Source organism: Pseudomonas mucoides (assembly GCF_015461845.1).
Classification (GTDB): domain Bacteria; phylum Pseudomonadota; class Gammaproteobacteria; order Pseudomonadales; family Pseudomonadaceae; genus Aquipseudomonas; species Aquipseudomonas mucoides.
The window spans coordinates 495,745-508,530 of the sequence record NZ_JACOPW010000001.1 but is presented as its reverse complement, the minus strand read 5'-3'; the positions used below and the strand labels follow the sequence as shown (position 1 = coordinate 508,530).

The 12,786-nt window shown below is 59.8% G+C and carries 12 protein-coding genes; 8 read left to right on the top strand and 4 right to left on the bottom strand.

What is annotated here, in order from left to right; all coding sequences use genetic code 11:
• Positions 1-68: 68 nt before the first annotated feature.
• The 4 genes from H8F22_RS02425 to H8F22_RS02410 are packed head-to-tail and all read left to right on the top strand — an operon-like array spanning position 69 to position 3,389.
• Positions 69-1,400, top strand: coding sequence for an MFS transporter (locus H8F22_RS02425; RefSeq protein WP_027921450.1), 1,332 nt, complete (start codon positions 69-71; stop codon positions 1,398-1,400).
• Positions 1,397-2,059, top strand: a complete 663-nt coding sequence (locus H8F22_RS02420) for a DsbA family oxidoreductase (RefSeq protein WP_027921449.1) — start codon at positions 1,397-1,399, stop codon at positions 2,057-2,059. Before H8F22_RS02425 ends, H8F22_RS02420 begins: the two co-directional genes overlap by 4 nt.
• Positions 2,056-2,382, top strand: a complete 327-nt coding sequence (locus tag H8F22_RS02415; RefSeq protein ID WP_027921448.1) for a Rieske (2Fe-2S) protein — start codon at positions 2,056-2,058, stop codon at positions 2,380-2,382. Before H8F22_RS02420 ends, H8F22_RS02415 begins: the two co-directional genes overlap by 4 nt.
• Positions 2,379-3,389, top strand: coding sequence for a YeiH family protein (locus H8F22_RS02410; RefSeq protein ID WP_027921447.1), 1,011 nt, complete (start codon positions 2,379-2,381; stop codon positions 3,387-3,389). Before H8F22_RS02415 ends, H8F22_RS02410 begins: the two co-directional genes overlap by 4 nt.
• A gap of 320 nt (positions 3,390-3,709) precedes the next feature.
• Here H8F22_RS02410 and H8F22_RS02405 read toward each other — a convergent pair whose 3' ends face one another.
• The 4 genes from H8F22_RS02405 to H8F22_RS02390 form a co-directional block, all read right to left on the bottom strand.
• Positions 3,710-3,940, bottom strand: coding sequence for a DUF7683 domain-containing protein (locus tag H8F22_RS02405; RefSeq protein ID WP_027921446.1), 231 nt, complete (start codon positions 3,938-3,940; stop codon positions 3,710-3,712).
• Positions 3,937-5,127 (bottom strand): colicin E3/pyocin S6 family cytotoxin, encoded by a 1,191-nt coding sequence (locus H8F22_RS02400; RefSeq protein WP_194939733.1) that lies wholly within the window; start codon positions 5,125-5,127, stop codon positions 3,937-3,939. The genes H8F22_RS02405 and H8F22_RS02400 overlap by 4 nt, the downstream gene beginning before the upstream one ends.
• 148 nt (positions 5,128-5,275) lie before the next feature.
• A complete protein-coding gene (locus tag H8F22_RS02395) occupies positions 5,276-5,635 on the bottom strand; it encodes a DUF6124 family protein (protein WP_027921444.1) in 360 nt (119 codons plus the stop codon).
• A 413-nt stretch (positions 5,636-6,048) separates the two neighbouring features.
• A complete protein-coding gene (locus tag H8F22_RS02390; RefSeq protein WP_027921443.1) occupies positions 6,049-7,083 on the bottom strand; it encodes an AraC family transcriptional regulator in 1,035 nt (344 codons plus the stop codon).
• 353 nt (positions 7,084-7,436) lie between these two features.
• Here H8F22_RS02390 and H8F22_RS02385 point away from each other — a divergent pair, with 353 nt between their 5' ends.
• From H8F22_RS02385 to H8F22_RS02370, 4 genes are all read left to right on the top strand, one after another.
• Complete coding sequence (locus H8F22_RS02385) at positions 7,437-8,003, top strand: RBBP9/YdeN family alpha/beta hydrolase (protein WP_059181160.1); 567 nt, start codon at positions 7,437-7,439, stop codon at positions 8,001-8,003.
• A gap of 128 nt (positions 8,004-8,131) precedes the next feature.
• The gene (locus H8F22_RS02380; protein WP_194939732.1) at positions 8,132-10,135 is read left to right on the top strand and encodes a DUF1302 domain-containing protein; all 2,004 of its coding nucleotides are present in this window, start codon (positions 8,132-8,134) and stop codon (positions 10,133-10,135) included.
• Between the two features lie 41 nt (positions 10,136-10,176).
• Positions 10,177-11,535, top strand: a complete 1,359-nt coding sequence (locus tag H8F22_RS02375; protein ID WP_059181159.1) for a DUF1329 domain-containing protein — start codon at positions 10,177-10,179, stop codon at positions 11,533-11,535.
• Positions 11,536-11,683: 148 nt separating this feature from the next.
• Complete coding sequence (locus H8F22_RS02370) at positions 11,684-12,772, top strand: WD40/YVTN/BNR-like repeat-containing protein (RefSeq protein ID WP_194939731.1); 1,089 nt, start codon at positions 11,684-11,686, stop codon at positions 12,770-12,772.
• Positions 12,773-12,786 lie beyond the last annotated feature (14 nt).

Here is a 12,786-nt window from a genome sequence, read left to right as displayed (position 1 = left end):
AGACCCCTCGCTCGCTGCAGTGAAACACGCTCGATAACAACAATAAAATAATGTTTCGAGGAGGCTGCATGGCCTTTCACCCTATCGCCGCCGACGATGACGACACCAGTGGTGTCGGTGTTGCGCGCAAATATGCCTGGATCGTCTTCGCACTGACGTTCGGCCTGTTGATTTCAGATTACATGTCCCGCCAAGTGCTGAACGCGGTATTCCCGATGCTCAAGGGCGAGTGGGCCCTGACGGACGGCCAGCTGGGTTTGCTCAGCGGCGTGGTGGCCTTGATGGTCGGCCTGCTGACGTTTCCGCTGTCGTTGATGGCTGACCGCTTCGGCCGGGTTAAAAGCCTGGCGCTGATGGCGTTGCTGTGGAGTCTGGCCACGCTGGGTTGTGCGCTGGCGCAGGACTACCAGCAAATGTTTATCGCCCGCTTCATGGTGGGTGTCGGTGAGGCTGCGTATGGCAGCGTCGGTATTGCCGTGGTGATTTCGGTGTTTCCGAAACACATGCGGGCCACCCTGGCCAGTGCCTTTATGGCGGGCGGGATGTTCGGTTCGGTGTTAGGCATGGCGTTAGGCGGCGCTATCGCGGCCAAGCTCGGCTGGCGCTGGTCGTTTGCCGGCATGGCCCTGTTTGGTCTGCTGCTGGCGGTGCTTTACCCGATCATCGTCAAGGAAGCGCGCATTGCCCCGCAACGCGCCGCCCAGGCGGGCAAAAAAACCGCCGCGGTGGTCAAGCGTCCATTGCGCACGCTGTGCTCCAGCCCTTCGGTGATTGCGGCTTACATCGGCAGTGGCTTGCAACTGTTCGTGGGCGGCACCGTGATTGTGTGGATGCCCAGCTACCTCAATCGCTATTACGACATGGCGCCGGACAAGGCGGGCGGTGTCGCGGCGATCATCGTCCTGTGCAGCGGTGCCGGGATGATCCTGTGCGGCATGCTCAGTGATCGCATGTGTCGTCAGTCGGCCGAACGCAAGGTCGCTTTGGCCATCGCGTATTGCCTGGGCAGTTGCCTGCTGCTGTCGGCGGCGTTTGCCTTGCCGCCGGGACCTGCGCAATTGCTGTTGATTTGCCTGGGCATGTTGATTGCCGCCGGCACAACCGGCCCGGCCGGGGCGATGGTTGCCAACCTGACCCACTATTCGGTGCACGGTACGGCGTTTGCCACGCTGACACTGGCCAACAATTTGCTCGGCCTGGCGCCGGGGCCGTTCATTACCGGCAAGGTGTCCGACCTGATCGGTTTGCACGCGGCCTTCCAACTGGTACCGCTGGTGAGTATCGCGGCAGCGGCGGTGTTCTTTTTTGCCAAGTGTCATTACCACAAGGATATCGCCCGGTTGGCGGGTGAACGTGTCAACGATTCTGTAAGTGAAGCTGTGGTAGAGGTGAAGGTGTGAGTGTTCGTTTACGTATAGATGTGTTTTTCGATTTCATCTGCCCTTGGTGCTTGATCGGTAAGCGCCAACTGGAGCGCGCGCAAGCGTTGCTGCACGCGCAGCAACCGGATGTGCTGGTCACCACGGTATGGCACGGGGTGCAGTTGTTGCCTCACCTGCCGGTACAGGGCGAACCGTTCGCCGAGTTCTACCTCAACCGTCTGGGCAGCGCCGAAGCGGTCACCATGCGTCAGGCTCAGGTGCAGCAGGCGGCGAAAGCGGTAGGGGTAGACGTCGACTTGAGTCGCATCACCACCATGCCCAACACCGCGGACGCCCATCGTCTGTTGGCGCATGCCAACTCGCGGGGTAGCACGGCTCAACGCGACCAGTTGCTGGAGCGTCTGTTCGCCGCGTACTTCCAGAACGGCGAGGACATCGGTCGCCGCGAGACGTTGATCACCATCGCCCAATCGTGCGGTTACGACGCTGACGCGGTGAGGGACTACCTGAGAGACGAATCCGGTCCCTTTGTCGGTAACGAGGTCGGGGCCTCCAGCGGTGTGCCGAGCTTTCTGTTCGACCGCCAGTTAACGTTGGTCGGCGCGCAGCCTGCCGAGGTGATGCTGAGCGTCATGTACGAAGCGCTGGAACGCCAGCGCATGCAGACCCCGTCATGACGCGTCGTGTCCCGGTGCCTGCCGCAAAGCTCCCGCAGGCGGGTGGTCGTGCGCTGTTCGAATTCGAGAACAAAAGCCTCGCGCTGTTCAACGTCGAAGGCGACGTGTTTGCCATCGATGACAGTTGCCCGCACCAGGGCGCTTCGCTGTGCGGCGGGCGCCTGGATGGCCGGGTGATTCAATGCTGCGCCCATGGCCTGCGCTTCGATCTGCGCAGTGGTTACCTGCTCAATTCCACCCAGCTCAAGGTCAACAATTACCCGGTCGAGCTCGTCGACGGCCAGGCTTTTATCGTTATCGCTTCTGAGGAGTCCGCGCCATGAGCGCCATTGCTCTCACCCGTATCCATAGCCGAACACGCGAACTGGCCCCGGGTTTTATCGTCAGTCTGATCGTGGCCGCCGCCGCTTCGTTTTTGTCCGAGCACTACGGTGCACCGGTGATGCTGTTCGCCTTGCTGCTGGGCATGGCGCTGAACTTCCTGGCCGGGGAGGGCGTGTGCAAGGCGGGTATCGAATTTACCGCGCGCACCGTGTTGCGCCTTGGCGTGGCCCTGCTGGGCATGCGCATTACCCTTGAGCAGATTGCCGGTCTGGGCTGGAAGCCAGTGGCGCTGGTAGTGACGCTGGTGGTGGTGACCATTGGCGTTTCGGTGATTGCGGCCAAGATGCTGGGTTTCCAGCGTTTATTCGGCATGCTCACCGGTGGCGCGACGGCGATCTGTGGCGCTTCGGCAGCGCTGGCACTGGCGGCAGCCTTGCCCAATCATCCGCAGAAAGAACGCGCCACACTGTTTACCGTCATTGGCGTGTCGGCCCTTTCGACGATGGCGATGATTGTTTATCCAATGATTGCCAACTGGTTGTCATTGTCACCGCAAATGGCGGGTATTTTCCTCGGCGCCACCATCCACGATGTGGCCCAAGTGGTCGGTGCCGGTTACAGCATGTCGACCGAAACGGGCGACACGGCCACGGTGGTCAAGCTGATGCGAGTCGCCATGCTCCTGCCAGTGATCGTCTGTGCGGCCATGGTCACGCGCATGCAAGGCGCCGAAACGGGCGGCAAGCGACCGCCGCTGCTGCCGTGGTTCGCCGTCGGCTTTCTGCTGCTGGCGTGCATCAACAGTACGGGATGGATAGCGCCCGTCGTTCAAGGCACGGTCAATGACCTGTCGCGTTGGTGCCTGGTGGTGTCCATCAGTGCCCTGGGCATGAAGACTCAGCTCAAGGAGCTGGCCTCCGTCGGCATCAAGCCCATTCTCCTGATGGTGGGGGAGACGGTGTTCCTTGTCGTCCTGGTGCTGCTGTTGCTGCGCTGGGGGTTCTGAGCCCGGTCAACATCCGTTTTATGGCAGCGCCGCACCGGGTTTGACTCCTCAGCACTGTGCGGCTCTCGGTCGGTGTCACAAACGCCGGCTTTTCGCGGCGACTGTATAAGCAGTCGCCGCTTTTTTCGTTGGTTCGAAAACAGTTTGTGATGAGGTAGCTATTGTGGCGAGGGAGCAAGCTCCCTCGCCACAGGGCTGCGGTTACACAGTTGGCTCAATGCTTTTAGCAGCAGCGCTATCTAAAAGGGACGGGTTAAAGAAAATCCCGATCAGGTAATTAGGCCGGGGGGATTTGGCTTGAGAACTGAGCGCGGCTGTATCTAGGCGTTGCAGGTCAGCTGGAATAGATAGGCTGGATCATAAATTTTTTTGCCGAGTATTCCTTCCAACGCACCAAGCTGCTCGGCAGTGAGGTTATATCCCTCCCAACCTTGTTGGTCCGCCGTCCATCCCATAATCGCTTTCAGCTCGTTATCGTAGCCACTCGGCAATTTTTCTTCGAATGCGATGAGCTCGGTTTTTTTATCAAATGCTTCTATGACGTAAATCATGGTTCCACACTCCTGGTCTTATCTGCGGGTTTGGTCTGCTCGCCCGTAGTTGGATCATATTCACCGAGATGACGACCACGTTTGTCGTACATCTCGACAGCTCCGTGCTGCGAGTCCCATTCGAAAATTATCCCTTTTGGGTTTTTCCATCGCTTCCTAAGTCCGCCACCGCCTTTTATGGGTGTTTTACGATTTGACTTCGTCGCGTCAGGAAAAGCAGTAAGGCCTGTCGGTGCCGGATGGTAATTGTGATCAGAAACACTCACCACAATGTAAACCGGCTTCACCCCCGACCCCACCGGGAACACCAGAATGAAATCCTTGTACTCCGGCGGATACACCGGATTCACTATGATGCTGGCCGCCGCCGCCGCCGGCGTCGGCGGGTACACCCAGATATGCGGCGCCGGTGGTGCCGTTTCCAGCGCAGGAATGCCGAGGATGTCCGAGCCATCCACGGCCGGTGTCCAGATCAGCTCGACGCCATCCCCAAGATCCGCCACCTGCTGACTGCCGCGCAGTGTGAACTGCACAACATCGACCATTTCCCAATCACGGTTTTTGCCGGTGTAAAACCCGTAGCCCTTGAGGCTGCCGTCAGCCTGTTGCTCGACCTGAAGCCTAACGCGGGTTCTGGCCTGTTTGAGGGTACGCAGTTGGTCTTCGGTATAGAGCGCGCTATCACCCAGGCTCTGCGTCCAGAACAAGGCGACGACACCGGCCAATGTCGCGGCTCCGGCAGCGCCAAGGCCCAGAACCGGGGCAGCAAGAGTTGGGGCGCTAAGGGCGAGCCGCCCAATGCCGAGGGAGACGGTACTGCCACTGATGGTTTCGAGATTCAGCAGCCCGGCGTCGTCTACGTCACGAGCGCCGAGCCACGCAATTTTGCCGTAATCCTTGAGGCTATCGGTCGGGACCACACCCGAAGGACTCGAGTAATTAATGATGGCGTCTGGAAGGTTGCAGGATTTGGCGAAGACGCATCCTGCGCGAGCGATTTCCGGCTTTTTCGTAGAGGCTTGAAGCCGATCTTCAAAAGCCTGCTGCCGGGCGAGCATGGTGTCGTAGGCGCTTTGTCGCGCCTCGCGCTCGGCCAGTTCGGTGGCCGTCATGAAACGGTAGGTGATGTGATGACCATCACCGGAGGGTGGGTTTTTAACCCTGGGAACTTCCTTGTTACCGGCCATTGATCTTCCTTGCATTCGTCCGTCGATAGCTCCGGAAAAAGGAGCTGTGCGACGTTAACGAACGAGGTTGATCGTGGCTGTAGGACGAGTCCTGAATGTCGCCAGGACTGTTCGCTATCTCAGGATTGAGCCTCGTTAAAGATCAGCGTTAGCTGTGCGGATCGACGTTATCCAGCATCCGGTTCACCGCCATTTCTCCGAGCATCACAGAGTTTTGAATGCCCAGCAGGGTGTGGCGCTGTGTACCGTTCAGTTGCCCCGCGAAATCACTCAACATCACACTCGCTGACGCCAATGTCTCACAGGCGTTGACCAGCAGGGTTTCGTTGTCGGTGTCGGGGCCAACGAAGTAGATTGTGCTGGGTCTGCGCGGGGTGTCTTTTGGAATGACCGGTTTGAGGTAGTAATCGAGGGCGCGGTCGGCGGCTTCGTTGAGTTTTTTGGAGTCGGGGGTTTCGTAAGGGGAAACGTCGTCGGTTTCTGGCGGGTTGGGCGTGATTTTGAACATGGTGAAACTCCTTGATCATGGGAGCCAGCATCCATCGCTGCTAAACGAAGTGGGTGGCGGCTGTACGCGGGTTAGCAGACCAGGGATCAAGGAACCCGGCGCACCGAAGTGCCCCACGCATAGCCGCCATAACGCAGAGCAACTGACGAAACAGTGTCGGTTGATCAGAGGCGGCACTGACGTGCCTTGATATTTGTCCGAGCTGCTAAACCCGATCGCTGAATTGTCAGCGACCCGGAAACGATAGAGACCCGGACCAAGGCGCACAAGCCGGCGGATTCTGGCGTAGCCGTAGGCAACGGCGCAAGGTCTTGTGGCTTTCCGGAAGTAACCTGGAATGGTTTTAAACAGGCGCTTTCGGGCGATGTTTAATACCCCGAATTCCCGGGGGGGGACTCAGGGGTTTGGCGGCCTCAGGATTCGTTATGACCCGGGACAGATTTGGCGCTGCCTTGTTTTTGTGCGCGCCACGCTGCCGGTGGCATGCCGAACTGGGTGATGAACCAGCGCGTGAAAGAGCTCGCCATCGAGTACCCGAGCATGTCGGCGATGCGCCCCAGTGAATAATTCGGATTCTCCAGGTAACGCAGGACCAGATCGCGGCGCACGTCGTTGATCAGGTCGTTGAAGGCGCAGCCATCGTCTTTGAGGCGTCGTTGCAGCGTCCGTACGTTCATTCCCTGGGTCTGGGCGATTTGCTCGATAGTGGCGCGGCCCATGGGCAGCAGCAGGTAAATGGCCTTGCGCACCTCGAACAGCAACGACTCGCCTTCATGGCTCAGCAACGAGTCGAGGTAGCCCTGAGCGTAACGTGCCATGGCCGGGTCGGCGTGGGGGTTGGTCACGTCCAGGCTGGCATTGGGGCAGACAATGCCATTGAACTCGCTGCCGAACTCCACGGTGCAGCCAAACAGGCGACGATGCAGTTGCAGGTTGTCCGGAGGCTGGTGCGTGAAGTTGACGCTGTAGGGGTGCCAGTGCGCGCCGAGCAGGGCGGCGCACAAACGGAACATCACGCCGATGGCCAGTTCGTTGGCTTGCCGTGAAGGCATCGGCGTATCGGTCACGACCTCTTCGCGAATGATCACCATCTTGCCGGCCTCTTCAATGAAGATGGCCAGCGAATCATTCATCAAGTGACGGTAATGCACCACCACCTGCAAGGCTTCGCGCAGTGTGCGCTGGTGCGTGAGCAGCAGGCTGACCACGCCGAAATCCGAGAGCTGGCGTGACTCGGCCATGCTCAGGCCGAAGCTCTGGCAACCACTGGCGACGGCGGAATCTTCCAGCACGCGCACGGCGGAATCGATAGGGATCCGGTGTTCCGGCGCCAGCAACTGAGCCCTGCTCAAGCCGTTGGCAGCCAATACATCACGCGGGTTGAAACCCAGGTAATTAGTGACCTCCAGGTAGTTGGTCAAGACGGCGGCGCGAACAAGCTTGGTCATGCGTGGGTCTTCCCTGGGCCGGTGAGGGTGGAAATGAGCGTGGCGACTATATCCAGCACGTCATGAAATGGAAAGTTGTTGGTTGAGTGTAGTCAGGCGCCCGGTTCTCCCTTTAAACGTAGCCATCTGATCGCGATAAATCCGTCCACGTATTGATTACAGTGGCCTTGGGCAAACCTGCCGTGGTTTTCGACCAGCGGGCACCTCACGTCGACGCCCCCGAATTTGTCATGAAAAGAAAAGCGACTGACGTCTAATGTAAAGCGTCCGGGGTGGGCGCTCTTTAATGTCAGCACTACAAAAACGTCTGACCAATGAGTCAGTCGAGTCATCGAGAAAGCGTAGGTGCTGACGTGGACAAACTGCAAACTGCTGCAACCGTTTTAATCGTACCGGGCTTGCGTGAGCACGTGGCCGAGCATTGGCAGACTTTGCTTGAAGCCAGGCTTGCCAAGGTACGCAGCGTCCCACCGCTTGAAACCGACAAACTCGACTGCGCTGCACGGGTCCGTGCGATCCAGCATGAACTGGAGCAAATCGACGGGCCGGTGATTCTGGTCGCCCACAGTGCCGGCGTATTGATGGTCGCGCACTGGGCCGCGTTGCACAGCCGTCCGATCAAGGGCGCTCTGCTGGCCGCGCCGCCGGACCTCGATGCCACCTGGCCGCAAGGCTACCCTTCTTCCGAATCGCTGCGGTCCCATGGCTGGAATCCGCTACCCGAAGGTCCGCTGCCGTTCCCAAGCCTGGTGATTGGCAGCACCAATGATCACCTGGCCAGTCTCGAAGCCGTCAATCGCATGGCTCGAGGCTGGGGTGCCGAACTGCGCAATCTCGGTGCAGTAGGTCATCTGAACCCGGCTGCAGGATTTGGCCACTGGCCAGAAGCCGAAGCTTTCATTCTCGAGCTGGATCGCTAATTCAGGCGCCGGCTGGCCGCAAGCCAACCGGCATTTGCCCTCAATCCTGAGCAACGCAAAACCCTGGTACAAGGGAATGCGTGAGGGCGGCTGCGCTTAAAACAAATACAAAAGGCGGAGACAACGCAATGCACAACAATAAGAGTCACGGGTTCACGGTTTCGCGTTACACATTGCTGGCCTCAGCCATTCTGGCCGCGTCCATGCCGACCGCCCACGCGGTTGAACTGGATACCGGTAACCCGGACTGGACCGCGCGCATCGATAACACCATCAAGTACAACTACGGTGTGCGCACCGAAAGCGCCGACAAGCGCATGTTGGGGACGCCAAACAACAACGATGGCGACTACAACTTCCGCAAGGCTGGCACCAACATCACCAACCGTATCGACCTGTTGACCGAGATGGACGTGGTCTACAAGAACACCATGGGCTTTCGTGTCAGTGCCGCCAGCTGGTACGACAAGGCGTATGAGAACACCGGCTCCAACTCCAACCCGTTCGTCAACGGCAACGATGCACGCTCCGGCCTGGTCGCCAACGACCCACGCCTGGCTGCCGTCGCCAACGACAACGTCGGTTTTGGCAGCCCGCACCTGAGCAACTACGCCCAGCGTTACTACACCGGCCCGTCCGGTGAAATCCTCGATGCATTCGTGTTCTACAGCACTGAAGTGGGCGAAGAATCATTGCTCAGCATGAAGGCCGGTCAGCACAACGTGTTCTGGGGCGAGACCATTCTCAACCCGGTGCATTCGATCAGCTACGGCCAGTCCGGCCTCGACCTCGCCAAGCTGGCGGCGTCGCCTGGCACTGAAGCCAAGGAACTGTTCGTACCGCGTAACCAACTGTCGACGACCTTCACCGTTAACCCTGAGTTGACCATCGGCGCTCAGTATTTCCTCGACTGGGATGCAGCTCGCTTGCCTGAAGCCGGCACCTACTACGGTGGTTCCGATCTGGTGGGTTTCGGCGCGCAATCGTTCCTGTTGGGCAACACCAACGCCGTGGTTCCGGGCAGCCCGCTGGGTTGCGGCCTGGCGCCGTGCAACGGTTTGACCAACGTGGTGCGTGGGCATGACCTGACGCCGCACAGCAGCGGTGACTGGGGCGTCATGGCCAAGTGGTCGCCGGCCTGGCTGGACGGGACGCTCGGCGTCTACTACCGCGAGACGTCGGAAATCCTGCCGCAAGCCTGGCTGGATGCCCGAGGCATATCGTCGGCCAACCCGAACGGCACCCGACCAGCAGGGCAAGTGCCTGCCGTGGTCAACACGCTCAATTCGTTGAACTCCGCCACTTATCAACTGGCCTATGCCGACGACATCAAGATTTTCGGCCTGAGCCTGTCCAAGGACGTTGGCGGCGTGAGTGTGGGTTCCGACCTGAACATCCGTCACAACATGCCGCTGGCCAGTATCCCGGCAATCGTCAGCTCCACCAGTCCGTTGGGCCTGGGCAAAGGCCTCGGCCTGTTGCCGGCGCGCACCGATGCCACGGGCGTGATCTACGACACCCCGAGCCGCGGCGACAGCATGAGCGCCACCGGCGAGACGTTGCACTGGACGTTGAACGGTCTGATGACCCTGCCTAAAACGCCGGTGTTCGATCAGGCGACAGTGCTTGCCGAACTGTATTACAGCAACCTGTTGAGCATCGATGACAAAAACAAGGCGCTCTACAAGGGTGAGGACAGCTATCGCGGTATCGACAAACCGACCCGTGACAACTGGGGGATCGCGGTCAACTTCACACCGACCTGGTACCAGGTATTCCCGGGCGTTGACCTCAACGCGCCAATGTCCGTCAACGTCGGCATCGACGGCGTGTCCCCGGTGTCCGGTGGCGGTGCCAAGGACACCGGCAACTATGCCTTCGGCGTGGGTGCCGTTGTGTACAACAAATACTTTGTCGACCTGAAGTATGTGGACTCTTTCGGCCAGACCGAGAAGTGCAATAAAAGCGGCGTGAGTACCGGCCCGACGGGGGGCGACGGCTCTACTCCCAACGCCTTTAGTGGTAACGAAAACTATGCGTGCTACGCCGGTGGCTACTCGTCCTTTTCCGGTGGCGGTGCCACGACTGAGGATCGTGGTGCTGTGTACCTGACAATGAAAACCACCTTTTGATTCATCACTCGCTTACTCGACGTAAGCAGGAGAACCTCAACATGAAATTTGTACAAACCGTGTTGGCTGCCTCGCTGGCGATGGTTGTTGCCGCCCAGGCACACGCTGCCGTATCTGCTCAGGATGCCGCCAAACTGGGCAGCAGCCTGACCCTCGTCGGCGCTGAAAAAGCCGGGAATGCCGATGGTTCCATCCCGGCCTATGACGGCGGCCTGACCACGCCACCCGCCAGCTTCAAGGCCGGTGACAGCATGCGCCCGGATCCGTTTGCCAATGAAAAACCGCTGCTGGTTATCGACGGTAAAAACGTCGATCAGTACAAGGGTCAGCTCACCGCAACCACCGCGGAACTGGCCAAGCGTTTCCCGACGTTCAAAGTCGAGGTGTACCCGACTCACCGCACCGTTTCGCTGCCTAAGGCGATCCTCGACAACGGCGTGAAAAACGCCACCGGCGCCAAGTCCCTTGAAGGTGGCCTGGCCATCGACAACGTGCTGCCGGGCGTACCGTTCCCGATTCCGCAATCGGGTAACGAGGCGATGTGGAACTTCCTGTTGCGCTATCAGGGTGTGAGCATCAACTCCAAGTACGACTCCTGGAACGTTGACTCCGCGGGCGTTCCAAGCCTGGCGACCACCGGGCAGGCATTCATCTCTTATCCGATCTACGAAAACCTGGCGCAGCCGATCAGCAGTGCCGACGTGTACTACCAGATGAAGCTGCAATACACCGGCCCGGCGCGTCGTGCCGGCGAAGCGGTGATGCTCAAGGACGCCGCCAACCCGCTGCAACAACCGCGTCGTGCCTGGCAGTACTTGCCTGGCCAGCGCCGCGTGAAGCTGGCTCCGAACCTGGCCTACGACACGCCTAACCCAGGCACCGCCGGCGCCGGTACTTACGATGATGTGTTCGTGTTCAACGGTGCGCTGGATCGCTACGACTGGAAGCTGGTCGGCAAGCAAGAAATGATCGTGCCGTACAACACCTACAAGCTGACCTACGTGCAGGATCCGAAGTCGATCACCACGCCTAATCACCTGGCATCCGATTATGTGCGCTGGGAAAAACACCGCGTGTGGGTCGTCGAAGGCACCCTCAAGGCCGGTGCACGTCACATCTACGCCAAACGTCGCTTCTACCTCGACGAAGACAGCTGGACAGCTTTGGCCTCGGACCAATATGACGCCCGTGGTCAGCTCTACCGTGGTTCCTTTGCCTTCCTCAGCCAGAGCTATGACAAGCAGGTGCCTGACTCCACGCCGTTCATGATTTACGACCTGGTGGGCGGTTCCTACAACATCAACGGTGTAGTCGGCCCTTACGGCGGCATCAAGTACATCGATCCGCTCTCCAAGGCGCAGTGGTCGTCGGAGTCCCTGGCGGGCGCCGGCATTCGCTAAGCAAACCGCAACAAGGCGTTCATCGGTCCACGGCCCGCAAACCGTGTGACCGGCGACGGTCGGTGCTCGCCGATCGTCGCGGCGCCGGTTTTCAACGTCGGGCTGCACGCTTGCAGTCCCAGACGCGGTTTTCCCAAGAGGACGCGGTATGTGTTCGTACAAAAAGTACCTGCAGTTAACGCTCGGCGCCCTGCTTGTCATGTCGCAGGGCGTCACCCAGGCGGCCGGTTACATCGATGTGCTGGACCTGCCCGCCAGAGTCAGTCCGCTGGCGGTCAGCAGCCCGTTGACCGGCATGACCCGTGCGGGCGACCGATTGGTTGCCGTCGGGCAGCGTGGGCACATTCTCTATTCCGATGACAGCGGTAAACACTGGCAGCAGGCTGTCGTGCCAGTGAGTGCCGATCTCAGTGCGGTGAACTTTCCATCAGCCAGGGAAGGCTGGGCGGTCGGTAATGACGGCGTGGTGTTGCACAGCAGCGATGCGGGCGCGACCTGGACCAAACAGCTGGACGGCCGTCAGATCGGTGAGTTACTGATCAAGCATTATGGTGCGTTGGCCAGTGCCGAACCGGACAACGAACAATGGTCACACTGGGCCGCCGAAGGGCAGCGGCTGGTAGAGCAGGGCGCCGATAAACCCTTGCTCGACGTCTGGTTCGCCAATGAAAAACTGGGTTACGCGGTCGGCGTGTTCAACCTGATCCTGCGCACTGAAGACGGCGGCCAGACCTGGACCCCGTTTCAGGACCGCACCGACAACCCGCAAGGCTTTCACCTGAATGCCATCGCCTCCACGGGGGATGCGTTGTACATCGCCGGCGAGCAGGGTCTGTTGCTCAAATGGGACGACGCCAGCCAGCGTTTCGCTGAAGTGCAAACGCCTTATCAGGGCAGCTTTTTCGGCGTGCTTGGCAAACCCGGCGAAGTGCTGGTCTACGGCTTGCGCGGCAACGTATTGCGCAGCACCGATGGCGGCCAGAACTGGACCGCGCTGGACACCGGCCTGCACATCAGCGTCACCGCCGGCCTGATCGATAACCATGGCGACTACCGCTTGTTCACCCAGGGTGGGCAGATGCTGGTCAGCCAGGGTTCTGGCGCGCAACTGCACCTGGTTCAGCAGCCAGTACCGACGCCGATAGCTGGCGCCACCGAAGCCTCCGACGGCTCGTTGGTCGTGGCTGGCAGCCGTGGCGCACTGGCGCTGTCCGTCGTTAAGACCTCGAACCCTTAAAGCGAGAACCCAGA

Excerpts from the sequence above, each read along its gene's own strand:
- H8F22_RS02425 (WP_027921450.1), top strand. The coding sequence starts at position 69 with ATGGCCTTTCACCCTATCGCCGCCGACGATGACGACACCAGTGGTGTC.
- H8F22_RS02415 (WP_027921448.1), top strand. The coding sequence starts at position 2,056 with ATGACGCGTCGTGTCCCGGTGCCTGCCGCAAAGCTCCCGCAGGCGGGT.
- H8F22_RS02410 (WP_027921447.1), top strand. The coding sequence starts at position 2,379 with ATGAGCGCCATTGCTCTCACCCGTATCCATAGCCGAACACGCGAACTG.
- H8F22_RS02405 (WP_027921446.1), bottom strand. The coding sequence starts at position 3,940 with ATGATTTACGTCATAGAAGCATTTGATAAAAAAACCGAGCTCATCGCA.
- H8F22_RS02400 (WP_194939733.1), bottom strand. The coding sequence starts at position 5,127 with ATGGCCGGTAACAAGGAAGTTCCCAGGGTTAAAAACCCACCCTCCGGT.
- H8F22_RS02395 (WP_027921444.1), bottom strand. The coding sequence starts at position 5,635 with ATGTTCAAAATCACGCCCAACCCGCCAGAAACCGACGACGTTTCCCCT.
- H8F22_RS02390 (WP_027921443.1), bottom strand. The coding sequence starts at position 7,083 with ATGACCAAGCTTGTTCGCGCCGCCGTCTTGACCAACTACCTGGAGGTC.
- H8F22_RS02380 (WP_194939732.1), top strand. The coding sequence starts at position 8,132 with ATGCACAACAATAAGAGTCACGGGTTCACGGTTTCGCGTTACACATTG.
- H8F22_RS02375 (WP_059181159.1), top strand. The coding sequence starts at position 10,177 with ATGAAATTTGTACAAACCGTGTTGGCTGCCTCGCTGGCGATGGTTGTT.
- H8F22_RS02370 (WP_194939731.1), top strand. The coding sequence starts at position 11,684 with ATGTGTTCGTACAAAAAGTACCTGCAGTTAACGCTCGGCGCCCTGCTT.